We start from the raw sequence: 26,926 nt of genomic DNA, 5'->3' as shown, positions 1-26,926 counted from the left end.
GGCTGAAAGTTCATCGGATGTGTAAAATCGCGATCATTTAGAGCACCGTAAAGATCTGTGCACACCGTAGCCCTCCGGGTCTAATCGGGTGAAGCTATCGCCCTTCTGCCCTTGCTCCGTTATCCCTTTCCTTGCACCTGCGACCGCGCCCCCTAAATATCCTCGTCAGAAACCGCCTTATCCTCCAACAAACTCATCGCACCATGAACCTGCACACCAGGCTCCATTCCCTGCGCCGCGTCCACCATTTTTTGGGCTAATACGCTGACTTTAGTGGGGTTGTAATCGCCCAGGATTTCGGGACTGATCCGCCGCAACAGGTTAGAAACGCCGATACCGATGCGTTCGCCCAGCCGGAATTCTTCCCGGTTACCAACCAATACACCCGGTTGGAAAATGTGGGTGGCCCAGAACCCAAGGTCCTTTATGGCCTCTTCCGTTTGCCCCTTGACGCTGGTGTAGAAAAACCGACTCTCTACATCGGCACCGGAGGAGGAAACCAACAGGCACTGGTTGGCACCACCGGTTTTAGCCACCAGGGCACCCTTGACGATGTAGTCAAAGTCCACCTTCCGAAACGCTTCCTTGCTGCCCGCTTTTTTGATGGTCGTACCAAGTGCAATGAACACATCCTGGCAGGGAAGTTTGCCGGCATATTCTTCCAGTTCATCGAAGTTGATGACGGGGTTTTCCAGTTTGTCGTGCTGGCGGTGCATCGGCCTGCGCGTGGGGGCGATGACCCGGATGTACGCATCGTGCGCCAGTAGTTCGTCAAGTAATGCGGAGCCTACCAGACCGGTAGCACCCAGCAGCAGAGCGATTTTCTTGGAGTTGGTTAGTTGCATCCCGGAAATATACCCGTTATTTGGATATCAGTGAACTACCTGCATTGGTTTCACGGCGGTGAAGTCTCCGGAAGAAAGCCGGTAGTAGTAAGTTCCGGCGGTTAAACGGCTGGCATCCACTTCCACTTCATAGTTACCCGCCGGCAGGCGTTCTCCGGCAAGGGGGATGGCCACCAGCCGCCCGAGGGCATCATATACTTCCAGGCGGGTAGTGCCTTCCTCCAGAATAGAAAAAGGAACCACGGTTACCTGGTTAGCTGGGTTGGGGTAATTGGCACCCAGAACATTGTCCTCTACGGAAAGAAATTCGGCCCAGTCATTGCCTGCTGGCTTTTCTGATCCGTCCAGGGATTTGGGGACAGGGGAATTAAAGTAAACGTAGGTTGCCCAAACAGCCATCGGGAAGAAACGGCAACCAAAGCGGCGATTATTATTGGAGAGTTGTAGCTCATCGATGATTTGCTCGCAGGAGCAGCCGCCGGTATCCTCCAGGTCGAAGGTGAAACCAAAAGCCTGGCCTTCGAACTGATCGTCTCCGTCCAGCAGCGCAAAGCGACGGGGCTTTAACCGGATGACGGGAACCGTGGCCTCCGGTATGTCTGTACCCGGGCAAAAGTCAGCCTCATCCAGCACTCCGTCTCCATCTTCGTCGTTACTGACGGCATTGACAGTTACCGTACTGGAAACCGTAATGGCCACTCCGGTGGTGGTCGTGACTCTTAAGCTTACGTTATTGACCCCTACAAGGAGGTCCGATCCTGAAATGGTAGGGGTTGGCCCCACAAATTCAAAGGTGCCGTCATCGTCCAGGTCCCACGCAAAGCTGCTGTCGTCAATGGTGCCAGGGTCCAGAAGATAGAGCGGAAAGTCTTCCGAGTCTTCTCGGCCATCCCGGGTAAACAGGCCATCTACGATGTTTTGCGGAGTATTGGCGAGCAGGAATTTTATCCGCCCATCAAGTAAGCTAAAAAGGATGGCGTTATCGGCCGCACCCGAAAAACCTGCTGGGTCGTCGAGCATTGAGGAGGTGTTCAAGTCTACGTCAAATGGGGCCGTCCAAGGAATATCGGTTCCAGCCACTTCACCAAGGTAAAGAGTATTGGAGCTGCCGTCAGTAACGTCCCGGAAGCGGGTGGTGCCTGCTCCACTGGTTTCAAAACCTGCATCAGGACCGCCCTCGAACATGGCGTTCTGCCCAGACCCACTCACAAACGTTCGAAAAGCGCCCGTAAAGGCCGTATTAACATCATCAGGTGCCGCACCTAACCGACGATAGACTTCCGGCATTTGGTCCAGTAATGGTAAGTTGACGGGGTCATCCCAGGCTTTGGTCCGGTCGAATTGGTTGTATAGCTCCAGTTCGCCCAGGAAAGGAAGGAGGATGACACGCCAACTCAGTAACGGAGTACCGGAAGGATCGGTCAGGTAGGCAGCTGGTAGTCTTATGTAGGCAGATGCAAAATTTTGTGCAGCGAGGACAACCTGCCTAAGCTTATCTCCATTCACCTCAGCCATGCCCTGCAGGGCAATGCTACCATCGGCATCCAGGGCATAAGGCCCGCCCGCATCGGCAGTTATTTGGCTACGAAGCTGTGGGCAAACCAACAGGATAATGATGAGGGACACCAAGAGACGAAAGCGGGATTTCCGCTTAGAAAGAGTAATCATAGTGGGGATGTTCAATTGTGTGTTTAGGCTAATCAAGCAAGCTAAGCGAGCTTGAGTCAACCACAAGTTAAACATTTAGAGGGACCACCCTTATTGAGTACCACTAAACAGGTAAATCTACTTACTCGCTTCCGTCTTTAATAACTCCGAAACCGAAGCCTCAAACCCAGCTTCAAATTCTCCATACTTGCTGGTCGCTTTTCCATTAAAGCCCGTATAAATCCGCTTCACCTTATTATCACGGTCCACGAACAGCAGGGTGGGGAAGCTGAAGATTTTGCTAAGCATGGGTAAGGCTATGCCAGCAGCGTCCTTGTCGGCGGGGCCAGCCAGCAGTATTGGCCACGATACCTTCATGTTCTCGTAGTATTGGCGAATCGATGCTTTACTCCGTTCATCTTCCTGGCCGTACTTTTCAAAGGCCAGGGTGATGACTTCCAGGTCTCTGACGTCGTTGTTGGCCAGGTAATCTCTTATGAATGCAGTTTCCTCCCGACAGTTGGGGCACCAGGTCCCCATGATCTGGACCAACTTGGGCCGTCCATCGTACTGTTCGCCGTCCAGCGAGATGGTGTCTCCATCAACGTTGGGAAAGCTGAAGCTGAGCGGAATATCCTCTTTCATCAGCGTCAATTCATTCGGGTTGATGAGGGTGAAGTTATCGTCACGCTTCGCCGTCCAGTTGGTCAGGTAATGGCGACCGGATCGGAAGGTGCCGCTAATGGTGCCATCTTCCTTGATGATGGCTTCAAAAAGGAAGGCGTGGCTACCATCAAAAACACTCAGATACAACTTGTTGGCCTGTACGGTTCCTTCCAGGTAGCGATAGTCCCCGGTTTCCGTGCGGAACGTTCCCGTAAGGTGGTTCCCGTTTTGTTCAAACTCCGCAATTCCGGGGAAAGGTTCCTCGTCTCCCATTCCGAAGGTCACGGCCCACTTTCCGGAAACGTCCGCTGCGGGTGTTTTACGAAGGGAAGTAAAACGGTGGCCTCTTCCGAAATAAGCTTTGAAAGGAATCCTGTAGTTGTCCCGGTAATGAATTACCCAGACGCCTTCGATCACGTTTTCTTCGTGGTAAGCACTGATGTGCGTGTCGAATACCGGAAAGTCGATACGGAGGGTATCGCGGCCGGCCTGCTGATCTCTGCCGGTGATGATGTCCTTGGCCGGTACCACCGTAATTTCTTCACCATTGTGGATCTCGATGCGGAAGGTGGTGTCCGTTTCGTACACTACTTCCATCGTGAAGGGGAGTTGGCCTTCCGTTACCTCGTCGAATTCAAGGTTGGTCTTTTCCGGGATCGGCGCGCCTTTTGGGTTAGGTACGATGGGGTTGTACTCCAGCGCAAGCTCGGCCCGGTAAAGGCCGGGAGGCAGGGTGGGGTAGCGGTCCTGGACGAAGGTGCAGGAAGTAAGGATGGAAAGAAGTAGGGCGGAAAGGAGGAGAGCCGGGAGGCGGAGCATGCTAAGAATTTAGTTACTGCTTGATAACGCATTTCTTAGGTGGGGGTTTTCTTTTGATGAAAGCATTGTGAAATTGCCCTGCGAGTGGAGTGAGCAAAGCCCTGCGGTAGAGCACTACCCACTACCAAGTGCGAAGCACATCTGCCAAGAAAACGAGCGCAGCGAGTTTTCGTCTACTTACACAACCCCTTCCTGCAGCTTAGTTGCATTCTCCGCCACCTGCAACCCCTCAATCACCGGTTCCAGCCCGCCGGCAATAATCTTGTCCAGATTGTGCAGCGTCAGATTGATGCGGTGATCGGTCACCCGGTTTTGTGGGTAGTTGTAGGTCCGGATCTTCTCGGAACGGTCGCCGCTTCCGACAAGGGATTTGCGCGCGCTGGCCATCTCGTTGTGCGCGGCCGTGTCCTGGGCGTTCTTGATGCGCTGGTAGAGCTGCGCCATGGCAATCTCCTTGTTCTTATGCTGGCTGCGGCCATCCTGGCTTTCACTCACAATACCGGTGGGCAAGTGGGTGATCCGGATGGCAGATTCCGTCTTGTTGACGTGCTGCCCACCTGCGCCGGAGGCGCGGAAGGTATCGATCTTCAAGTCTGCTTTGTTGATGTTGATGTCCTCTTCTTCCATTTTGGGTAGTACGGCAACGGTGGCGGCTGAAGTATGCACCCGGCCCTGGCTCTCCGTTTTTGGAACGCGCTGAACCCGGTGTGCGCCGGATTCGAACTTAAGGTGGCTGTAGACGTCGTCGCCATGCACCTCAATCACCAATTTAGAGTAGCCGCCGGCAGTACCTTCGTTTTCATCGATCACCTCAATTTTCCACCCCATATTGTCGCAATAGCGGCGGTACATGTCGTAGAGGTCACCGGCGAAGATGGCGGCTTCGTCCCCGCCCGCACCAGAACGAATTTCCATGATGATGTCCCGCTCGTCTTCCGGGTCTTTCGGAATGAGCATCACCTTAATGTCTTCGTCCATTTTTTCTTTCTCCGCCCGGGATTCGTCGTATTCCATCTGCGCCATTTCCCGCATTTCCGGGTCCGGGTCCTTGCGCATGGCGTCGCTGCTTTTGATGTTCTCCAGCAGTTCGGCGTAGGTTAGGTACGTATCGGCAATCGGCTTCAGCTTACCGTATTCCTTATTCACTTTCGTGAATTTAGACGGATCGGTAATGATCTCCGGGTCGGAGAGCTGCTCTTCAAGATTCTTGAAGCGGTTGTAGATGGCTTCCAGTTGGTTTAACATAGTTGGGTAATTCGTAGGGGGCGCAAAGATAACTAAGGGCAAGGGAGTAAAGGGAATGAGTGAACGAGAGAATGAGTGAATAGCTTCCGCAAGTACCGTTCACTTCGTGGCTACCTTCGGCGGTCGCTTGTTCACCTTGGCGAAACAAGCGCAGCGTAGTTGAGTGGAACCAGCCGCAGCTATTCTCCCATTCAAGAATTCATTTAAGGGGGCGGGGCCGCAGGTGCAGTGAATATTGAAGGAGCAAGGGGAGAACGGTAGCAGCTATTCTCTCCTTCAATAATTCTCCCATTCACTCTTCGGCCGTACCAGAATACCTCCTTCTTCAGTAACTTTAACTTCCGCTCACAACATTACCAATCCATGAAATTTATCCTGATCTTCGGTCCCTCAGCGGTTGGGAAAATGACGGTAGGCAAGGCCCTGGCCGAAAAAACCGGCTATAAACTATTCCACAACCACGTGTCGTTGGAACTGGCCAACCGGTTATTCGATTTCGGGACCGAGGCGTTCAGGAAACTAGATAGCTTAGTCCGGTTCGGTACCTTTGAAGTGGCGGCGGAGAGTAACATGAAGGGCTTTATCTTCACTTTCTGCTGGGCCCTCGATTTACCTTCAGAAGCGGAGTACGTCGACCGCATAGTCAATATCTTCAAAGCCGGCGGTGCCCACATTCACTACGTAGAATTGGAAGCAGCGCAGGACGTACGCCTGCAGCGTAACCGCCACCCGGACCGCCTGGATGAGAAAGCTTCCAAGCGGGATATAGCGCATTCAGAAGGCATGCTGCTGGCCGACGATAAGAAGTACCGCCAAAATACCCGACCCGGTGAAATGCCGGAACGGAAAATCCTGAAGATCAATAACGCTAACCTCACCCCCGATGAGGTGGCCGAGCGTATTGTGGCACATTACGACTGGTAACAGCGCATTTTTTCATCCGATACATCTTTTGCTGACGTAGTCGCAAAAGTTTATCGGATGTATAAAATGCGCGGGCATGCGATTCGACGCATCGGATGAACGTCCATCCGGCTGCGCCAGGCTGGAAGATGCATCCGATGAGCGAATCGCTAAGGAACCTAAAGGAATAATTAATTTATCAAGATCGTTGATCAATAAACCCTTCTTCCCGCCTCGCTACTTACCCAATGAAAAAGCGAAAAACACTCCTGATTCTATTAGCCTTTGGCCTATTGGCCCTGGCCTTCCCCGAACTAACCCACCAAAACAAAGACAAAGCCGTTGCCTCCGGAACCGTCGGCAAGGGCTCCCTCGAAAACGCTTGGCTGGTTCCGTACTTCGGAAAGAATTATCGGTATTTCAGTCCCGTGAGTTACTACCTCCTTAATCGGGGATACACCCACCATCGGGTACACAACACCATTCTCGACGCCTACCAGACCTGTGAAACCACCTGCCCCGGCGTTCAGTTCCGGCTGATGGAATGCGCCAATAAGCACGGGGGCAAAATGTGGCCACATCGTACCCACCAAATTGGCTTATCTGCCGATTTTATGCTGCCCAAAACACGGAATGGCAGCGCTCACCGGCTGCTCGATCACCTGGGCATATGGCATTACCTGCTGTCAGCAGACGGCCGGGGCGCTTACTCCAAACGTGTAAGCATCGACTTCGAAACTATGGGGCGCCACCTCCTGGCCCTCGACGATGCTGCCAGGACCAACGGGCTCCGCATAAAGAAGATCATCGTCCAGATCGACCTGAAGGAGGAGTTTTACGCCAGCCCCAGCGGTAAAAAGGTCCGGCAACGTGGCATCTACTTCGCCAAATCACTGCCCCGACTGGTAGACGAACTGCATGATGACCATTATCATGTGGACTTTGAGTTGCGCTAATCTGATACCATGGCCCGTCGTGTAGCTACTTAACATGAGTTGCCCGGGATATGGAGGCACGACGCAGTCCCGGGTAAGGAACAACGAGTAGCGTGTTGCCAGAGGCACACAAAAAAGCCCCTCCCGAAAAAAGCGGAAGGGGCGAAACTTAAAGTCGATCATGCAAAATTCTTAACGCAGCGCAAAAGCAGTTGCGTGGCTCTTTACGTCTCGGGCGGAGACGATGAGTTGGTAGTTGCCGACGGCGAGTTGGTCCAGCCGGTAGGCCCGCTGTACTTCTTCTTTGCCGTTAACGACGTCTGAGAAAACAATGTCTCCGTTTGTATTGGCGATAGAAATGTTGACCCGACGACCACCCTTATTGGTATAGTCGATTACGAGCATTCGTTCGGCTCGCAGGTCTACCCGGGGGAAGAGAAAAACTTCGGCGGTGGTGTGGTCCAGGAGGTTGCCATTTGTGTCCATCCGGAGTGGTTGGGTCGTTCGACCACGAACGTCGGTTATTACAAGATGGTAGGTGTTGCGCACTAAAGTAATTGCGGGGAACCGCTTGTTGATGAAATCACCCGCAACGACGGAGTCTGAGTACAATACATTGCCGATGTCGTCGTAGACTTCAAACAATGACGTATTTTCCAGGCCGACGATGCTGCGAATGACGAGCGTTCCACTAGTTACATCCCGTTGGGCGGTGAGGTCCAACGGATTGATTGATGCCAGGGCCGAAGCTGTGGCAAACATCAATAGGAAGATGGTGGTAATTAGTTTCATTTGTCAGGGAATTATAGATTACAGTAAGCTGCACTTTCGACTTCCTTGCCATGCAAAGAACCGGCGATCGTTTATATTTATCCACGCAGATTTTGATGAACGTCGCGCAATTTTTACCCCAGGGTTAATATTTGCGCAGTGGAGGGTAATCCATGAGTGACCAAGTGGAAAAGAGTTCGGATTTTCGTTGTGTCAAGGCATCCTTTTGAGCCGTATTACGTTACTTGTGTGTATTCTTTTCGTCCCAATAGCGGACTTTGTTTTAAACGTAATCCCTTTGAAGTTTGCCAGACGGACTGTTTCTTGTTGCTGTAAAGCCAAAAACAACGTACTGAGTAAACCCTAAGCGCGAAATTTTCCCCTCGTGCTTTTACATCCCCAAATAACCTTCACCATGCAGGCTTCCTCAAACCATCCTGTACGCGAACAGGTAATCCCTACTCCAGGGACATCTTTTCTCGTAAAGCACTTTTCCGATCCGGGGAGTAGGGCAAATAAGACGCCCAACTGGCACTTCCATCCGGAACTTGAACTCGTTTACGTCCGGGGCGGTCACGGGCGTCGGCACATCGGCAGCCATGTGTCCCATTATCGGGACGGTGAGCTGATCCTTATTGGCTCTAACCTTCCGCACTGGGGGTTCACCGACCAGTTTACCGGTAACAAGGCCGAAACGGTGGTTCAATTTTCGACGGACTTCCCCACGGCCGACTTTCTGAACCTACCGGAAATGCGTAACGTAAGTAACCTGTTCGATCGGGCACGTAACGGCCTGTCCTTTAGTGGCTACACCCGCCAGGCTTTGGGTGCTCGTATGGAGCACCTCATCAAGCAGGACCCGATGAACCGGATGCTGTCACTGATCGACATCTTACAGCAGCTGGCGATAAGTGAAGACTATCAGAGCCTCAATGCTGATGGCTTTCACCTGCAGATCGCCACCCATGGGTACGATCGCTTTAACGATATCCAGCAATTCATAAGTGACAACTTCCGCCGGGACATCTCCCTGGCTGAAGTTTCCGGCGTTGCTTCGATGACCATACCAGCTTTTTGCCGGTACTTTAAAAAAGTCAGCGGAAACACCTTTATCGCTTACCTCACCAACTATCGGGTCGTCTACGCCTGTAAATTGTTGGGGGACGATCATTCGACCATTGCGGAGGTAGCCTACGACAGTGGCTTCAATTCGCTCAGCCAGTTCAACCGGGCATTTCGTCGCTGTGTTGGCCGGACGCCCACCGAATACCGGAGTGACCTGATGGCAAACGTAATGGGAATTCTTCCGGAAGATTAGCGAATAAGAGCCGGAGCGTTCTCTCCGAAAGCCTGCTATCGATGTAAAGTGGCTGCTTTCGGTATTCTCCCATTTACCTCCAGGGCTGCGCCCCGGGAAGAAAGCGAAGCTTTTTCAAATCAACACCCGGCTTATTGCCACAAATATTCCGGGGTGCAGCCCCTCATCCCCGTCTACCTATATATAAGGACACCTGTCCAGGCACACCTTTTACCGATGTTAGCGGTAAAAGGTGTTTGCTATTCAAAAAAAATCTTTGCACCTGCGTCCGCGCCTGATCTGTTGCCAAGACATCGAACGGAAGCTCAAAGACAGCAAAACATGCCTCAAGCCTCCTTGGAAATGACGATTCAGGGCCGTGAAGTAATCGTTAAGCAGCACCCTGCTTATTAGAACTTGTCTAAATAAGGTATGAGTTAGTGAACATGTTTGTTAAAGAAATGTCATGAAAGTATCTTTGCGCCACTAGAGAAGGGGTAATAATTCTTCCTTTTTAGCGCAACTTACTAAATGTCAATTCCTAATGACATACCACCCAAAGTTTTTACAATCTTTTCTTCTCGTCTGTTGTCTCCTTTTGAGTGGCTTTTCGGCCTTTGCTCAGGATACTGAAGCAGCTCCGGCTCCCATAACTGATGCCGAAGTAACCCCTACCGGGGTCGCGGAAGGCGCAGGGGACTATAAAGTCGGCAAGACCCTCTGGAATGCTAATGGTTGTGGCGCTTGCCACGCTAAGAGTATGAAGGACGACGCAACTGGCCCCGCCCTCGGTGGTGTTCAGGAACGTTGGGCTGCGGAGCCACGAGAACACCTTTACCGTTGGGTCCAGCAATCGCAGGCACTCATCAACTCGGGTGAAAGTGAACGTGCTAAAGCCGTATGGGCGCAGTGGAAGCCGACAGTAATGTCGAACTACACCAATCTGACCGACGGTGACGTCGAGCACCTCCTCGCTTTTGTCAAAGCAGAGTATACGGGCATTGGTAAACCACAGGTTGCCGGAGGCCCTGTAGTTTCTGGTCCTGCTGAAAAGGTCGACAACACCTGGCTCTTCGTCATTCTTGGCGGTGCCTTATTGCTGTTGTCCCTGATCCTTGCCCGGATCACGAGCAACATGCAGTACATGGTGTCGACTAAGGAGGGGGGGAACCCCGAACGGCGCACCCTGATGGAGGTCCTGACCAGCAAAGGCATGATCGCCTTTGTCGTTTTCGCCCTTGTCGTACTGGGTGGTTACACCACGGTGAATCATGCCATCGAGCTTGGTCGTCAGCAAGACTACCAGCCAGAGCAGCCGATCAAATTCAGCCACGTAACGCACGCTGGTCTCAACCAGATCGAATGTCAGTACTGCCACGACGGTGCCCGCCGCTCCAAGCACTCCGTTATTCCGGCGGTGAATACCTGTATGAACTGTCACCGCGCCATCAAGAAGGGGAGCCAGTACGGTACTGCTGAAATCACCAAGATTTATGCCGCCATCGGTTACGACCCGATTGCTGATGAATATCTGGAAGGATATGAGGACTACACTAACGAAGAAGTCAAAGACGTCTACAAAAAGTGGATTGCTCAGGAATACATGGCCGACGAGGGAGACCTGGACGACATGGAGAATGTGATCGATGACCAACTCGACGCCATCGAAGCAGCCCTGACCAATGAAATGACTGGTGATGACAAGATCGCTGGCCCCGTTGAATGGGTACGTATCCACAACCTTCCCGACCACGCCTACTTCAATCACGCACAGCACGTTACCGTTGGTAACCTCAAGTGTCAGAACTGTCACGGCCCCGTAGAGGAAATGGAACTGGTATACCAGTACAGCCCCCTCAGCATGGGATGGTGTGTAAACTGTCACCGTGAAACCGAGGTAGAGTTCGAAAAGAATGATTACTATAAAGCTTACGAGCGCTACCATGAGGAAATCAAAGCCGGTCAGCGTGATGGAGTTACGGTAGAAGACGTTGGTGGACTTAACTGTCAGCGTTGCCACTACTAGAGAACTGGTCGCTGGGGAACTGGCAACTAGGGAGTTAGTCAAAACAAAAAACATACCGCTCTGGCGGTTAACGAACGAAGGCAAAGACCCAAGTTCAAATAAAGTTGAATGAAGAAGCAAGTCAACAAAATCTGGTTAGGCACGGATCAACTCGAATCCAGCCAGGAATACATCAAAGCCACCGACAACGAAGTAGGCGCGCCCGAGGCCATGAGTGAAAACCCGCGTCTGGAAGCCAGCCGCCGGGATTTTCTTAAATACCTTGGTTTTGGCATGACGGCCGCGACCATCGCATCTTGTGATATTCCGGTTCGTAAGGCAATTCCCTACGTTTCTAAGCCAGATTCCATCGTTCCGGGCGTTGCTTCTTACTACGCTTCTACCTTTGTGCAGGGTGGTGACTACATCCCCGTACTGGTGAAAACCCGCGAAGGTCGGCCAATTAAGGTGGAAGGCAACAGCATGAGCCCAATCACCGGTGGTGGTACCAGCGCTCGTGTACAAGCTTCGGTGTTGGGTGTTTATGACACCAGCCGCTTCGATGGCCCGTACCGGATCAGTGAAGGAATGGCCAAATCTGCCAAAAACCACTCGGATAATGATGGTTGGGACATCATCGACGCTGAAATCGCCGGCAAACTGTCCGCCGGTTCTAAGGTGCGCATCGTATCTCATACCGTGATGAGTCCTTCGCTCCTCGCTGCAATCAACGAGTTCAAAGGAAAGTTCAGCAATACCGAACTGGTGCAGTATGATCCCGTTTCCAGTGCTGCATTACTCGATGCTAACCTGCAAACTTTCGGCACCCGTGCCGTCCCCAGTTACCACTTCGACAAGGCCGACGTTATCGTTGCCATCAACTGTGACTTCCTCGGTACCTGGATCAGCCCGGTACAATACGCCCGCCAGTACTCGATGGGCCGTAAGACGGATGCCAAGAAGATGAGCCGTCACGTACAGATCGAAAGCCACATGAGCCTTACCGGCTCCAATGCGGATAACCGCATCCTCGTCAAGCCAAGTGAGCAGGGACAGGCTATCCTCGCCCTCTACAACGAAGTAGTTGGTGGTGGTGCCTCCGCCAGCCTCCCGGCTGACGCACTTGCAAAAGTAAAAGCTGTTGCCGCCGAACTTAAGCGCAACCGTACCCGCGGCCTCGTCGTCAGCGGAACAAATAATCTCGGTGAGCAAATGTTGGTCAACGCCATCAACAATGCCATCGGTGCCTACGGACACACCATCACCACCGACCGGTGGAGCATGCAACGTAAGGGCAGCGACCAGGCTCTGGCCCGTTTCTCTGACGACCTTGCCGCTGGCAGCGTCGACGCAGTTATCGTCCTCGACGGCGCTAACCCGGCCTGGGACAACCCATGGGCGGCCAGTATCGCTGAGAACCTCAGCAAAGCCAAGCTCTCCGTCAGTATGAGCGGTGTGCCCAATGAAACGACGATGCTGTGCCAGTACGTTACGCCTACCCACCATTACCTCGAAAGCTGGGGCGATGTGGAGGCAGTACAGGGTCAGTTGTCGCTGGTACAACCTACCATTACCCCCATCTTCGCAAGCGTCGGCCGTGCCGGCACCCGCGAGCAGGGAGAAACTTTCCTCAGCTGGGCCAAGTCCGATAAGCTAATGGCCGATGCAGATCAGCCTTACCTTGAATTCGTGAAAAGCAACTGGGAGGCTACGGCCTTCGGTGCTCAGTCCGATTTCGTCTCCTTCCGTTCCTTCTGGGATGCTGCGCTTCAGGCCGGCGTGCTTACGCTGCCAGCTGGCACCGTTGCGACGGAAGAAGGAGAAGTTGCTGCTGGCGGCTATAACGCCGGAGCAATTTCCGGTGCTGCTGGCCGTGTGTCTCAAGCTGGTTCAGGCCAGGAGGTTACCTTCTACGAGACAGTCAATATTGGTAACGGTGTATACGCCGGTAACCCCTGGCTGCAAGAAGTTCCCGACCCGATCCTCCGCACGGTATGGGGCAATTACCTCAGTATTCCCGTAAGCTGGGTAGAAGGTTATACCTACACTGCCTACAACGACCTCAACCAGGAAGAATACAAAGGCAAAGCCGACAAAGTCAGTGTTACTATTGGTGGCACCGCCCAGGTGGTTACCGCCGTCCGCCAGTTTGGCCAGAAGCCGGATACCTTTGGCCTTGCGCTGGGTTACGGTCGGTCGATCACCGGTGTTTCCGGTCGCGCAATTGGCCATGAAGTGGGCATCAATGTCTACCCATGGCTTCCCGTCGATGACGCCGGCTACGTTCAGTACTTCGCCGATCAGGCGGAGGTGAGTGGCCGCGTTGCCGTTGAAGATGAATTCGCCAGCGTTCAGTACCATCACACGATGGGCCTCACAACAAAGGACGAATCCGGCGCAATGGTGTACTACAACACTAACACCGGAGAAACTGAAAGCCATTCAGGTGAGCTGACTGCCGAGCAGGCTGAATACCTACAGCCTTACAACGTAGATGAAGCTACCGTGATGAACGGTAACGGCGGAAGCCTGGGTGATATGCAGGGCGGTCTTGTTGATCGTTCCATTATTTACCAGGGAACCTTCGCTGATTTAGGCGAACTCAAAGGCCATATCGCTGAAAAGCGGAGCGATGCCCAACACCTGAATGATCAGACGCTGTACCCTTACGAGGAGTACGTCGAAGACATTTACAGCCAGGGCCACTGGTGGGCGATGCACGTCGACCTGAGTGCCTGTATCGGTTGTGCTGCTTGTGAAGTAGCCTGTGTTGCTGAAAACAACGTGCCAATCGTTGGTAAGTACGAAGTTTGGCGCCACCACGAAATGAAGTGGCTCCGGATTGACCGTTACTTCTACGGTGATGTTGAAAATCCTCGCGCCGTCTACCAGCCGATGATGTGCCAGCACTGTGACAATGCTCCTTGTGAGAACGTTTGTCCGGTAAACGCCAGCCAGCACAGTGATGAAGGACTAAACCAAATGATCTACAACCGTTGTATCGGTACCCGTTACTGTGCCAACAACTGTCCTTATAAGGTTCGTCGCTTCAACTGGTTGGATTACACGACCGGTGACCTCTTCAGCTCCAATGAACCAACCGTTCAGGGCGAGGAATTGGCCTTCGGTGCTGATAACCTGACGCGGATGGTCCTTAATCCGGATGTAACCGTACGTAGCCGTGGTGTAATCGAGAAGTGTAGCTTCTGTACACAGCGTCTGCAGGAAGGCAAGCTCGCCGCCAAGATCGAGAAGCGCGCGCTGCGCGATTCTGATGTTCGTACGGCTTGCCAGACGGCCTGCCCAACTGGTGCGATCACCTTCGGTGACCGTAACAATAAGCAGGGAGACATTGCAGGTAAGCTGGACAACCCGCTGAACTATCTGGCTCTTGAGGAAGTGAACACTCAACCTGGTGTTTTCTACGCAGCCCGAGTACACAACCCATTAGAAGAACTCGAAGCCTAGTGCGGGAGGGGGCAAACCCCTCCCATACTAAGGAACTAAAGCTTTAACGTAAGGGCGGGGTTCACCCCCGCCTCCTAACTATAAACTATGAGTGGACATGTAGCCCCCGTTCGTAAGCCGCTGATCACGGGTAGAAAAACCTACCATCAGATCACGGAAGACATCTGTCGCCCGACGGAAACGGCCCCCTCGCTTAGCTGGGTCATCACCTTCATCCTTTCGGTGATGTGCCTCGGTATGTTTGCCTTCTCCGTCGCCTGGACGGTCTGGGTCGGTATCGGTTCGTGGAACCTGAACCGAACCATCAACTGGGGTTGGGACATTACCAACTTCGTTTGGTGGGTAGGTATTGGTCACGCCGGTACCCTTATCTCCGCGATTCTCTTGCTGTTCCGCCAGAAATGGCGGACGGGTGTAAACCGTGCAGCTGAGGCCATGACAATTTTTGCCGTAATCTGTGCCGGTCAGTTTCCACTGATCCACATGGGGCGCCTTTGGCTGGCCATCTTCATCTTCCCTTACCCCAACACCCGGGGTCCGCTGTGGGTAAACTTCAACAGCCCGCTGCTTTGGGACGTATTTGCCATCTCTACTTACTTCACGGTATCCCTCCTTTTCTGGTATGCTGGTTTGGTACCTGATTTGGCTACGGTCCGTGACCGGGCGAAAGGCCTGCGGAAGAAAATTTACAGCATCGTATCCTTCGGCTGGAACGGATCTGCCAAGCATTGGCAGCGCTGGGAGAGTCTTTCCCTCATTCTGGCCGGCTTGGCTACGCCACTGGTACTTTCGGTACACACGATCGTATCCTTTGACTTCGCTACTTCGGTAATTCCCGGCTGGCATACGACCATCTTCCCTCCCTACTTCGTGGCGGGGGCCATCTTCTCCGGCTTCGCGATGGTACTTACACTGATGCTTATTGCCCGTAAGGTCCTCAAACTGGAAGACTACATCACGCTCGAACACGTCGAGTCGATGAACAAAGTAATCCTGCTCACCGGCTCTATCGTTGGTGTTGCTTACCTGACGGAGCTTTTTATCGCCTGGTACTCTGGCTACATCTACGAGCAATTCGCCTTCCTTAACCGGGTACTTGGCCCTTACTATTGGTCGTACATCGGAATGATGCTCTGTAACGTACTTTCTCCCCAGATCTTCTGGAGCAAGAAAATCCGTCGCAGTCTGTTCTGGACCTTCTTCATGTCGATCTTCATCAACATCGGTATGTGGTTCGAACGCTTTGTGATCATTGCCACTACACTGGCCCGCGATTACCTCCCCTCCAGCTGGAGTTACTACGTACCCTCCTGGGTGGAGATTTGTATCTTCATCGGTACGCTTGGTTTGTTCTTCACCCTCTTCCTGATCTTCACTCGTGTGGCACCAGTTGTGGCCATCGCCGAGATTAAGTCGATCCTCAAGACGGCAGGAGACCAGTACATTGGTGACGAGGCTGTCGGTCATGGCCACCATGTGCCGGCCGCAGCCAACGACCTTGCTGCAGGAAGTACGGTAGACATCGACAACAACGAAAACGAGATCAAGTAGATCCGCAAAAGGAAAATATCATGGCAGAAGTAATGTCAACAGAACGCAATATCCTCTTCGGACTCTATGACGACGAAGTAAAGCTGCTGGATGCCGTAAAGGCCGCCAACGCTGCCCACCTCAACATTGATGAGGTGTACACTCCCTTTCCCGTGCACGGACTTGATCCGCTGCTGGGCCTGGAGGAGAGTCGCCTGCACATCGCCGGATTCATTTTCGGGACCATCGGTTGTTTGTTCGGGTTTGGATTCATGACGTGGGTGTTTACCCGCGACTGGCCGATCATCTTTGGTGGTAAGCCATACTGGTCTGTACCAGCCTTTATCCCGATTACCTTCGAACTTACGGTACTATTCGCTGCCGTGGGAATGGTACTGGTGTTCTACATTATCTGTGGCCTCGGCCCTGGTGCTGAGCCCCGGCGCTTACACGATCGGATTACAGACGATAAGTTTTGCATTGCCTTCGACGCAACCGACCTGGCGTCCGGCGCGGTGGATGACCTGAAAGGGTACTTCTCCAAAACTGGTGCAGAAAGCGTTCATTCTAAAATGGTTCCAGCGTAAGCGGGAAGCGTCCTTTGGGCGCGGCCGCAGGTGCCACAGAAGGTATATAAAAGCAATGGGCGAAAAGGTGGAAACACTGGTCCTTCTTCCCTTGCTTCTTTCCGCTTTCCCTGCACCAGCGGCCGCGCCAAAAAAATATAACTATTAACGGAGAAGCTTTTTTCTCCATCGAAGTATACAGCATGAAAGATTTGCGCGTACTGGTATTGTCTCTGAGTTTAGCCGTTATTCTTACGGCTTGCTCTTACCCGGAAGATAACTTCACGGGAAGTGAGTACATGCCCGATATGGCCCATTCCCTGGCCGTTGAGGCGAATACCTACAACTATTACTACTATAATACCTGGGATAAGGAATCTACCATTGAGCTGGCCAAGCTGGTTTACCCACGGACCGTTCCTGCCGGAACGGTACCACGTGGCTATGCCAGTTCCTACCTGTCTGGGATGTCTGCTCCCAAATCGTTGGAAGACGCCGAACTCATGCGTGGTACCATGGTTGATGGTAAGCACATGAATGCCATCAGTGTTCCTACCAATGGCCAGGTACCGTATTACTACGATGATACCCCTGAAGGTCGCCTCGCGGCAATTGCTGGATTGGTTGATAATCCTTTTCCGATTACTGAAGAAGGTATGATTCGTGGTGCTAAATTATACAATATTTTCTGTGGTATTTGCCACGGAATGAGTGGTAACGGACTAGGATATCTGTACGACGATGAGCAGAACCCCAACGCCAAATACCCACTTGCTCCGGCAAACTTCCTGAACGCTGAATTCCTTGCCGCATCTAATGGCCGTTACTACAATGCCATTATGCACGGTTACAACGCGATGGGTGCTTACAAAGACAAGATCAGCTACGAAGAGCGCTGGCAGGTGATCCACTACATTCGATCTTTGCAGGCTAAGGAAACTAAGACTGAATACTCCCCGATGATAAATACACTGAACCCTGCATTCGGCACTCCTGGTGCTGAGTTCAAAGGCATGGCTGCTGGCCATGATACCGACGGTGAACAGCATATGGACGCCGGAGGCCACGAGGCCGGGCAGGGAGAAGGCCATGATGGCGACGCTGGCCACGGTGAAGACCACAGCAAGAAATAAAGGAGTACAGAACCACCCAACTATAAAACACAGCGGGCTACGGCTCCGAAATAAATATATCAGATGGAGAACTTCGTATTCTCATCCCGGGCAAAAACAGTAACCGGAGGCCTCGCCCTCATTGGTTTGGTGTTGCTCGTAGCAAGCTACTTTGTGGACGGTGGCGAAGGCCACCACATGCGGTTCTGGACTAACCTGCTTCACAATTCCGTCTTTTTCATCGGAATTTCCTTCATGGCCTGTTTCGCCTATGCTGCCTTTACCACGGCCTATGCCGGTTGGTTTGTGCAATTTAAGCGTGTGTGGGAGGCCTTCGGAATGTTCCTGCTGCCGGGACTGTTCCTGATGGGTGTCATCATCGTCGGTCTGTGGACCGGTGCTCATCACATGTATCACTGGAATGATGCGGAGGCGGTAGCAACCGATGCAATCCTTAAGCATAAGTCTGCCTTCCTTAACCCCGTATGGTATACTGGCGCAACGATCGGCTTCATGGGCCTGTGGTATTTCTTCATCAGCCGGATTCGCCAAATCAGTATTGATGAGGACAAGAACGGAACGACTGCCTACGAGCACCACGCCCGTATCAAGAAGTACGCCGCTCCTTTCCTGATCATTCTTGGTTTCACCACCGCCGCGGTCATCTGGCAGTGGATCATGTCGCTCGATGCACACTGGTACTCTACCATGTTTGCCTGGTATGCGTCTGCTTCACTGTTTGTTGCCATGACGGCACTGACCATCATGCTACTGATCTACCTTAAGAGCCGTGGTTACTTCCCCGGTATCAACGCGGAACACTTCCATGACCTTGGTAAGTACCTTTTTGCTATCTCCATCTTCTGGACCTATGTATGGTTCAGCCAGTTCATGTTGATCTGGTACGGAAACGTTGGGGAAGAAACGATCTACTTCCGAACGCGGATGGACAACTACCCGGTATTGTTCTGGGGGAACCTCCTGCTGAACTTTATCGCCCCGTTCTTCATTCTGATGCGGAACGATACCAAGCGTAAGTTCGGTACATTATTCTTCGCTTCAGCGATTGTGTTCTTCGGCCACTGGTTCGATTTTTTCAACATGATCAAGCCAGCTGCCCGTGAAACACTGACCCACATGACGCACGATGCTGGTGGGCACGGTGACGAGGAGCACGCTACTATGGATGCTGCTGGCCACGGAGACGACCACGCTGCGGCAGACGACGGTCATGCCACTGCCAGTCACGACGACGGCCACGCCGCCGAGGGTCATGGAGACGACCACGCAGCTGCCGGTCATGGCGAAGGCCATGAGTCTACCCGGGTATTCCTGCCCTACAAGGCGGGATACACTATCCCTGGTTTACTGGAGATTGGAATATTCCTGGGCTTCCTTGGTGGCTTTCTGTTCTTTGTGCTCAGCATGCTGACCAAAGCTCCGTTGGAGCCTAAGAAAGACCCGTATTTCGAAGAGAGCCTGCACCACCATACGTAGCCAATCAGCCCATTATTTAGACTCGATCTAAACAAGGGGCAACTGGTTAACACAAACGTCCAACACTCGTTAAATTTGTGAAAGTCCGGAAGCAAGTATTCGGATCGTCTAAATAAGCTAACTTAAAGCTGATGTCTACACTAATAGTATTTATCTGTATTGCGCTTTTGCTCCTGATCGTTCTTCAGATCGGACGGGTGCGTGATCTGGCGAAGCAGTTACGCGGTGCTGAGGAAGTTGAAGCACGTAACACTAAGATGACGGGGTACTACCTTGTTGCCTTCATGGTTGCCTTCCTGGTTCTATGTACTGCCTCCGCTTTTTATTACAAGAACTGGATGTTGGGCTATGGTCCACACGAATCGGCCTCTGCTCATGGTGGTCGGATCGACAGCATGATGAACGTTACCCTTGCGGTAACCTATATCGTGTTCATTCTCACACACATCCTCCTGTTCTGGTACGCCTACAAGTACCGCCAGCGTAAAGGCGGCAAAGCACAGTTCATTTCTCACAACAATCAACTGGAGATTATCTGGACGGGTATTCCTGCCATCGTTATGACCTTTTTGGTGATCAGCGGTCTGGACGCCTGGAACGATATCATGGGAGATGTTGGTGCTGATGACGACTACATCGAAATTGAAGCAACTGGTTACCAGTTTGCCTGGCAGCTACGTTTTCCTGGCGAAGACGGCCTTATTGGTCGTAAGGACTTTCGTCTGATCGATGGTACGAACTCGCTTGGTCAGGACTGGACTGACTTGAAGAACGCTGATGATAAACTCGTCAACAATTTCAAGCTTCCGCTTAACAAAAAGATACGGGTTCGTATTACGGCCAAGGATGTACTGCATGATTTCTACCTTCCTCAGTTTCGGGTGAAGATGGACGCATTGCCCGGCCTGCCTACCTATTTCGTTTTTACACCTACAAAGACGACGAAGGAGTGGCGCAAATCACTCAGCGAGTACGAAGAATATCAGGTTCCCGATCCGAACGATCCGGAAAAGATGCTTTGGGAAACGGCTAATTACGAGTTAGCATGTGCTGAACTTTGTGGCAACGGTCATTACTCGATGTTGCGGACTTTTGAAGTTGTCGAAGAAGATGAATACGAAGCCTGGTTGGCTGAGCAGCCATCTTACTACATGGAGAACATCCGTTTCACGGAAAATGACCCAAATACTGGCATGCTGTTCCCCGCAGAGATCGAGCAACGCCGTCAGGAATTTAATACCGAGGCCAATACGGCACTGGAAACCCCGGAAGATGATGACAATACGCTCATCCTGAAGTACGTAACTTTTGAAACCGGAAGTGCTCAGCTTACTGAACTGAGTCGTTACCAGTTGGATGATGCGATCGCTTTCTTGAAAAAGAACGCGGAAGTTAAGTCCCTGCTGAAGGGGCATACTGACAACACTGGAAATGCGGAAGCAAATCTGACGCTCTCCGACCGCAGAGCAGCTGTTGTCCTGGATTATCTGGTTAAAGGAGGCATTAGTGCCGACCGACTGGTCAGTTCTGGCTTCGGGCAGTACGCCCCCGTCGCCGACAACGCAACTGAAGACGGCCGCGAGGCCAACCGACGTACAGAATTATATGTTACACGGGGTGCATTACCCGTACCGACGACAATCGTCAATACTCCGTCTAAGTAAACTATCACACAGAAGCAATTTAAAAGCTGATTACCATGGCAACAGCAGTTATAGCTCCGGCAAATCGTGAGGAAGGTCTGATCCAGGAATTGGGTTACGAGGACCACTTCCACGAGCATCACCACGGAGACAAATACCAATCTAATTTCATCTCTCATTATGTTTTCTCGCAGGATCACAAAATGATTGCCAAGCAGTTCCTGATTACCGGGATGATGTGGGCCATTATTGGTGGTCTGATGTCTCTGGTATTCCGGATGCAACTTGGCTTTCCTGAAGAGAGCATCGCCTGGCTAAAGCCCGTACTTGGAAAATGGATAGCTGTCAACTCCGATGGAGTTGGTAGTCTTGTACCTGATTTCTACTACGCTTTGGTTACTATGCACGGTACCATTCTGGTATTCTTCGTGCTCACCGCTGGCTTGTCAGGTACCTTCTCGAACCTATTGATCCCGCTGATGATTGGCGCCAGAGATATGGCTTCGCCAATGCTCAATATGATGAGTTACTGGTTCTTCTTTATTTCCGGTACGATCATGTTTGCTTCCCTGTTCCTCAGTACCGGCCCATTTGCCGGTGGTTGGGTAGCCTATCCTCCGCTTTCCGCACTCCCCCAAGCCATGGATGGATCTGGTGCCGGTATGACGCTTTGGACAATCTCTTTGGTATTTTTCGTGGTTTCAGTCCTCCTTGGTGGCATCAACTACATTACTACCGTACTTAACCTTCGGACTAAGGGCATGAGCATGTGGCGTTTGCCACTCCCGATTTGGGCTTTCTTCGTGACGGCTATTTTGGGCTTGCTGTCTTTCCCCGTGTTGGTCTCTGCCTTCTTCCTGATGATGCTTGACCGTGGTATCGGTACCAGCTTCTACCTTTCCGACATTTACATTGGCGGACAGGCACTTGACCACGTAGGTGGTAGCCCGATCCTTTACCAGCACTTGTTCTGGTTCCTCGGTCACCCGGAGGTATACATCATTATCCTTCCTGCGATGGGTATTGTTTCGGAGGTACTCTCCGTTAATGCCCGTAAGCCGATCTTTGGATACAAGGCCATGGTCTTTTCGATACTGGCGATTGGTTTCCTCTCTTTCATCGTGTGGGCACACCACATGTTTATGTCTGGGGTCAATCCTTTCATCGCCAATTTCTTCGTGGTCTTTACGTTGATCATTGCCGTACCATCGGCAGTAAAAGTGTTCAACTGGATTGCTACTTTATACGGTGGTAGCGTACGCTTCAATCCCGCCAGCCTCTTTGGTATCGGCTTTGTCTCCATGTTCATTTCCGGTGGTCTTACCGGTATCTGGCTCGGTAACTCTACCCTTGATATTCAACTGCACGATACTTACTTCGTAGTAGCTCACTTCCACATTGTGATGGGAGTAGCGGCCTTCTTCGGTATGTACGCCGGTGTTTACCACTGGTTCCCCAAGATGTACGGTCGCTTTATGAACGAAACACTTGGTAAGTTCCACTTCTGGGGAACGATCATTGGTGCCTACTGTGTCTTCTGGCCGATGCACTTTATCGGTATGGCAGGTGTGCCTCGCCGTTACTACAGCTTCGATGTCTTCCAGTCTTTTAGCCAATTTGGAGATTTGAATAAATTCATAACTATTGCAGCCATCATCACTTTTGGTTTCCAGCTGCTCTTCGTTCTGAACTTCTTCTACAGCATCTGGAAAGGACGTAAGATGAAAACGATGAACCCCTACAACGCCAACACGTTGGAGTGGACTACACCAATCGAAACAGGCCACGGTAACTGGCCGGGTAAACTGCCTGCTGTTCAGCGCTGGGCTTATGACTACGGTAAAGACGGACGAGAGTTTATTTCTCAGGTCGAACCGGTAGGCCCGGATGAATCTCCGGCACACTAGGCCTCTAAGGAACTAGAGCGCTAGAAACTAGGAACTAGCTGCTGGTTCCTAGTTTCTGGTTTTTAGTTCCTGCATTTATCATTCCTTGTTTAATCAATCGTGAAGCATCAAAGCGCAAGTCGGGAAATTACCAGTACGTTTAGCCAGCGGCTAACGGACTTGGGCGCCCTGGTTAAATTCAGGCTGTCCGCTACGGTGGTCCTGTCTTCCGTGTTGGCTTACATGGTCGCTTTAGGTGCAGGCTCGTTTAGCTGGTGGTACGTATTCGTACTTACCGCTGGTGGCTTTCTGACTACTGCCGCCGCCAACGTGCTTAATGAGGTACTCGAGAAGGATTACGACCGTCAAATGGAGCGTACGCGTACGCGTCCGCTGGCGGAAGGTCGACTTAGTTCCAGTGATGCTTTACTGATTGCAGGGTTTTCCAGCATTGGTGGCATTACCTTGTTGGCACTGTTCAACCCCTGGACGGCCTTTCTTGGGATGGTTTCGTTGATCAGTTACGCTTTTGTTTACACACCGTTAAAGCGTGTGGGACCGGTGGCTGTTCTGGTCGGTGCGATCCCGGGAGCTTTACCCGCACTCATCGGCTGCGCCGCTGCAGAAGGGCAAATAACTTTACTGGGACTGACGCTTTTCACTATCCAGTTTTTCTGGCAGCTACCACACTTCTATGCGATAGGTTACTTGGGCTACGAAGATTATGCGAAGGCCGGGTTTAAATTGGTCCCCGAACGGAATGGTACTGTAGATGCAAAGACCTTAGGGCGTGACGCTGTTATTGCTGCCATCGTTCTGGTACCACTTGCTGCGGTTCCTTACTATTTAGGGGTAACCTCCATCTGGGCCGCTGGCCTGGTGGTCTTGCTGAGTGGTGTCTTTCTCCACTTTGCATTGGCTTTTCGTGCTCAACCCGGACGCAAGTCGGCGCTGGGCATGATGTTTTTCTCTTTTGCCTACCTTCCTCTGGCGTTCACAGCTTACTGGATAGGGCAGCAATTTATCTTAAACTAATTGCCATGGAAACTACCGTAAATAAGGAAATGGAGGTTGCCACCCGGCGCAATAAAATTCACCCCAAAAAGCTAGCGCTTTGGGTAGGGTTGGTGAGCCTGATAATGATGTTCACAGCGCTGACCAGTGCCTATGTGGTTCGGAGAGCAGCTGGAAACTGGCTGGAATTCGACATCCCATCTATTTTCTACTGGAACACTTTGGTCATAGTTGTAAGTAGCCTAACTTTGCACGCCGCTTATAGTGCCTTCAAACGAGAAGCAGCGTTTGCCTACAAGTCATTACTTAGCCTGACCTTTGTTTTAGGGATCGCCTTTGTAATACTGCAATACCTGGGTTGGGAACAACTGGCCGCCGAAGGCGTCCCGTTAAAGATCAATCCATCCGGTGATTTTGTCTACGCCATCAGTGGCTTACACGCTGTCCACGTATTGGGTGGCATCGCTGTACTGACCGTAGCCCTGGTCGTCGCTTTCGTACGCAAGTTGAAGCGTACTCCCGCCCGCCAGTTGCGGTTGGAGTTGACGCTGACCTACTGGCATTTTGTTGACCTGCTCTGGATCTACCTGATCGTATTCCTGAGCTTGCAACGCTAATAATTTTAAGAGAACATCCCAATGCTACGGCAGTGGGAAGTATGTATAACCACCGAGTATAAATAGCAAAAACATGGCCGCAGAAACGGACCTTCTCGTTGAACACGACGCGCACGCCGAGCACCACCAGCCCGAGGGCGGATGGGAAGGCGGTGATAGTAAACCCTTCGCGACTTCCTACGGGAAGTTGATGATGTGGTACTTCCTGCTTTCGGATGCTTTTACCTTTTCAGGCTTCCTGATTGCCTACGGTACCCTGCGTATCAGTAGCCCCAGCTGGCCAGTTCCTGACGCGGTTTTCGCTACCGCTCCCTTTGGTATCCATGAGTTATTTCCCGGTGGCCATGCGCCACTGATCTTTGTAACTTTCATGTCGTTCCTCCTCATCATCAGCTCCGGTACCATGGTTCGGGCGGTGCAGGAAGGCGCACGCGAGAACAAACGTGGAGTGGTTTTCTGGATGTTACTTACCGTAATTGGTGGAGCTGGCTTTCTTGGCTGTCAGGCCTGGGAGTGGAACAACCTGATCAACGTAGAGCACATGACGGTAACCACTAACCCGTTTGGCACCTATGTGGAAAACGGCGTTTACCTTGACCCCGAAACTGGCGAGCCTACCGATGAAGCGGTAGTTGCTGGTGAAACCTACCTCATGCACAAAGCGGGTGAGAGCCACGGCGAAGGTCATGAAGGAGAAGCCCACTTCGAGTATCCAACCACGGCGACTGATGCTGCGGGCTATATGGTCGACGACCGCGGCTACATTCATCGCAAATTTCTGGTAAGCGATGGCTTCGATGCCGGAGCTACCAAAACCCAGGAATTCGGCCCATCTGCCTTCGGTGCCCTCTTCTTCGGCATTACCGGTTTCCACGGTTTTCACGTACTTACCGGCGTCGGCTTCCTGCTTATCATCCTGATTAACGCAGGCAGCGGCGTCTACGCCGCCCGCAGAAACGGCTACGAGATGGTCGAAAAGATCGGCCTCTACTGGCACTTTGTAGATTTGGTATGGGTCTTCGTATTCCTCGTATTCTACCTCCTGTAAATCTACTTTCCAGTCTCTTTCCGTAGTATTGCGGAAAGGAACTATTGAAACGCTGCGCATTTTGCAGACAGCAAATAACAATAACCTAACGGCCGGCTTTACTGGCGAAAAAATATTATCCTCATGGCATCTCACGCTAGCTACGAAGATTCAAAAAAAGCGGTTTGGAAAGGACTTGGCTTGTTGGCAGCGGTTACCGTTGCGGAAGTAATCCTTTCTCTTCTTAAGGCTCAGGACTGGGCTAAAGACATGCAACCGATCTTCATCGGACTTGCTATACTGATCATCGTCCTCTCGGTTTACAAGGCATACTTCATCATTTACGAGTTCATGCACATGGCCTACGAAGTCAAAGGCCTGGCCTTAACGGTGCTACTGCCAATGGGCTTGCTCGTTTGGGGGGTCATTGCCTTCTTTTACGAAGGTGATGCCTGGAAAGGAAATCGTGAAGAAATCAATAAGCGTAACCGCATAGAAGCTCCTATTCAGTCAGGGTCTACGGGGGCCATCACTCCGGCTCAAGATGACCTGATTATTGGCTAACTTTATTGGTCTTCAAGACTAAAACGCCACCGTCAACCATGGTTGATGGTGGCGTTTTTATTTTGGGCGCGGCCGCAGGTGCAGGGAAAGGATGACAGAAAAAAGTACGCTCGGCCGATGAGCCTTTTGCCCGGAGCTGCCAAGGGTGATAGCGTTCATACAAGTGCGTACACTTATTCTCATATGCCTGAAAAAAGCTGCCTTACAGAGAAGGCTCTCGTTAAAACGTTACTCGGTTTTGGTTGAAAATACATATCGCCAGATAGCTTTGCCCTTAAGAAATATTTGGTTTCGAATAGAGTTATGGGCCAATTGCTCCCGCTTATGAATTCCGGCCTTAGCGTATTACCTTTGGCGGCCCCCTTAACGGGTATAGCCCGCTGAGTTCATTAGTATATAGACACATGAAGCCATTATTGACCTTACTGCTATTTTTGATGGCGGGTTCCTTTTCGCTTATGGGCCAGGTGGCCGGCGGGAACGTAAAGTACCTTGGGAGCTATTCGGAGGGCGTAATTACCGTGACCGCAGATGGGTTCGGGGAAAAGAAACCTGAAGCCTTTGAGCATGCCGTTAGTACTACCTTCCGCCAGTTATTGACCAGAGGTATTGCCGGCTCTTTCCAGTACAAACCAATGCTGGGTAGTAAACCCAACGCTGTGATGGCAAAGCATCAGGCCTTTTTCGATTCCTTCTTTGCCGAAAAGACATACACCTCTTTTCTAATAGCTCAGGAAGCGAGTCGTTTCAGCCGCAAAACAAAGAAAAGAATCCCTAACCTGACGGTTCGACTTGAAGTCAACGTAAGCAGCCTGCGCGCTTATCTTGAGGAGCAGGGGGTTGTGCGTAAATTCGGTTTTTAACCTCCA

Annotated in this window: 21 protein-coding genes; 16 read left to right on the top strand and 5 right to left on the bottom strand. The window is 51.8% G+C overall.

Features of this window, described 5'->3' with window-relative positions; genetic code table 11:
* Positions 1–152 precede the first annotated feature (152 nt).
* The 4 genes from B036_RS0114435 to prfA all read right to left on the bottom strand — a co-directional run bounded on the left by B036_RS0114435 (position 153) and on the right by prfA (position 5,222).
* Positions 153–845 carry an NAD-dependent epimerase/dehydratase family protein gene (locus B036_RS0114435; protein WP_020569436.1) on the bottom strand — a complete coding sequence of 231 codons (693 nt, stop codon included), beginning with the start codon at positions 843–845 and terminating at the stop codon, positions 153–155.
* A 27-nt stretch (positions 846–872) separates the two neighbouring features.
* A complete protein-coding gene (locus tag B036_RS0114430) occupies positions 873–2,513 on the bottom strand; it encodes a DUF1559 family PulG-like putative transporter (RefSeq protein ID WP_020569435.1) in 1,641 nt (546 codons plus the stop codon).
* Positions 2,514–2,630: 117 nt separating this feature from the next.
* A complete protein-coding gene (locus tag B036_RS0114425; RefSeq protein ID WP_020569434.1) occupies positions 2,631–3,977 on the bottom strand; it encodes a TlpA disulfide reductase family protein in 1,347 nt (448 codons plus the stop codon).
* A 177-nt stretch (positions 3,978–4,154) separates the two neighbouring features.
* Positions 4,155–5,222, bottom strand: a complete 1,068-nt coding sequence (prfA, locus tag B036_RS0114420) for a peptide chain release factor 1 (RefSeq protein WP_020569433.1) — start codon at positions 5,220–5,222, stop codon at positions 4,155–4,157.
* 363 nt (positions 5,223–5,585) lie between these two features.
* On the opposite strand from prfA, the gene B036_RS0114415 reads away from it, so the two are divergent.
* On the top strand, positions 5,586–6,146 hold the full coding sequence (locus tag B036_RS0114415; RefSeq protein WP_020569432.1) for a DEAD/DEAH box helicase family protein: 561 nt from the start codon (positions 5,586–5,588) through the stop codon (positions 6,144–6,146).
* A 227-nt stretch (positions 6,147–6,373) separates the two neighbouring features.
* Positions 6,374–7,081 (top strand): penicillin-insensitive murein endopeptidase, encoded by a 708-nt coding sequence (locus B036_RS32130; RefSeq protein ID WP_020569431.1) that lies wholly within the window; start codon positions 6,374–6,376, stop codon positions 7,079–7,081.
* 171 nt (positions 7,082–7,252) lie between these two features.
* Here the strand turns inward: B036_RS32130 and B036_RS0114405 are convergent, their stop codons facing one another.
* The gene (locus tag B036_RS0114405; protein ID WP_020569430.1) at positions 7,253–7,852 is read right to left on the bottom strand and encodes a hypothetical protein; all 600 of its coding nucleotides are present in this window, start codon (positions 7,850–7,852) and stop codon (positions 7,253–7,255) included.
* Positions 7,853–8,246: 394 nt separating this feature from the next.
* Between B036_RS0114405 and B036_RS0114400 the strand changes: the two genes are divergently transcribed.
* The 14 genes from B036_RS0114400 (at position 8,247) to B036_RS0114330 (ending at position 26,920) form a co-directional block, all read left to right on the top strand.
* Positions 8,247–9,149: an AraC family transcriptional regulator gene (locus B036_RS0114400; protein ID WP_020569429.1), complete on the top strand. Its 903-nt coding sequence runs from the start codon at positions 8,247–8,249 to the stop codon at positions 9,147–9,149.
* Positions 9,150–9,672: 523 nt separating this feature from the next.
* Positions 9,673–11,154, top strand: coding sequence for a c-type cytochrome (locus tag B036_RS0114395; protein ID WP_071596779.1), 1,482 nt, complete (start codon positions 9,673–9,675; stop codon positions 11,152–11,154).
* Positions 11,155–11,262: 108 nt separating this feature from the next.
* The gene (locus B036_RS0114390) at positions 11,263–14,601 is read left to right on the top strand and encodes a TAT-variant-translocated molybdopterin oxidoreductase (RefSeq protein ID WP_020569427.1); all 3,339 of its coding nucleotides are present in this window, start codon (positions 11,263–11,265) and stop codon (positions 14,599–14,601) included.
* A gap of 87 nt (positions 14,602–14,688) precedes the next feature.
* On the top strand, positions 14,689–16,152 hold the full coding sequence (gene nrfD, locus B036_RS0114385; RefSeq protein ID WP_020569426.1) for an NrfD/PsrC family molybdoenzyme membrane anchor subunit: 1,464 nt from the start codon (positions 14,689–14,691) through the stop codon (positions 16,150–16,152).
* Between the two features lie 32 nt (positions 16,153–16,184).
* Positions 16,185–16,718 (top strand): DUF3341 domain-containing protein, encoded by a 534-nt coding sequence (locus B036_RS0114380; RefSeq protein WP_020569425.1) that lies wholly within the window; start codon positions 16,185–16,187, stop codon positions 16,716–16,718.
* A gap of 182 nt (positions 16,719–16,900) precedes the next feature.
* Positions 16,901–17,830, top strand: a complete 930-nt coding sequence (locus B036_RS0114375) for a c-type cytochrome (RefSeq protein ID WP_020569424.1) — start codon at positions 16,901–16,903, stop codon at positions 17,828–17,830.
* A 63-nt stretch (positions 17,831–17,893) separates the two neighbouring features.
* Positions 17,894–19,306 (top strand): hypothetical protein, encoded by a 1,413-nt coding sequence (locus B036_RS0114370; protein ID WP_020569423.1) that lies wholly within the window; start codon positions 17,894–17,896, stop codon positions 19,304–19,306.
* Positions 19,307–19,437: 131 nt separating this feature from the next.
* Positions 19,438–20,970, top strand: a complete 1,533-nt coding sequence (locus tag B036_RS0114365) for an OmpA family protein (protein WP_026231996.1) — start codon at positions 19,438–19,440, stop codon at positions 20,968–20,970.
* Between the two features lie 35 nt (positions 20,971–21,005).
* Complete coding sequence (locus B036_RS0114360; protein WP_020569421.1) at positions 21,006–22,856, top strand: cytochrome c oxidase subunit I; 1,851 nt, start codon at positions 21,006–21,008, stop codon at positions 22,854–22,856.
* A gap of 99 nt (positions 22,857–22,955) precedes the next feature.
* Complete coding sequence (gene cyoE, locus B036_RS0114355; protein ID WP_020569420.1) at positions 22,956–23,870, top strand: heme o synthase; 915 nt, start codon at positions 22,956–22,958, stop codon at positions 23,868–23,870.
* A gap of 5 nt (positions 23,871–23,875) precedes the next feature.
* Positions 23,876–24,466 (top strand): cytochrome c oxidase subunit 3, encoded by a 591-nt coding sequence (locus B036_RS0114350; RefSeq protein WP_020569419.1) that lies wholly within the window; start codon positions 23,876–23,878, stop codon positions 24,464–24,466.
* A gap of 73 nt (positions 24,467–24,539) precedes the next feature.
* Positions 24,540–25,514: a cytochrome c oxidase subunit 3 gene (locus B036_RS0114345; RefSeq protein WP_020569418.1), complete on the top strand. Its 975-nt coding sequence runs from the start codon at positions 24,540–24,542 to the stop codon at positions 25,512–25,514.
* 123 nt (positions 25,515–25,637) lie between these two features.
* On the top strand, positions 25,638–26,057 hold the full coding sequence (locus tag B036_RS0114340) for a cytochrome C oxidase subunit IV family protein (protein WP_020569417.1): 420 nt from the start codon (positions 25,638–25,640) through the stop codon (positions 26,055–26,057).
* Positions 26,058–26,461: 404 nt separating this feature from the next.
* The gene (locus tag B036_RS0114330) at positions 26,462–26,920 is read left to right on the top strand and encodes a hypothetical protein (protein ID WP_026231995.1); all 459 of its coding nucleotides are present in this window, start codon (positions 26,462–26,464) and stop codon (positions 26,918–26,920) included.
* The last annotated feature ends 6 nt before the right edge of the window (positions 26,921–26,926 follow it).

The organism is Neolewinella persica DSM 23188 (assembly GCF_000373105.1).
Classification (GTDB): Bacteria; Bacteroidota; Bacteroidia; order Chitinophagales; family Saprospiraceae; genus Neolewinella; species Neolewinella persica.
This window is presented reverse-complemented; position numbering and strand designations above follow the sequence as displayed.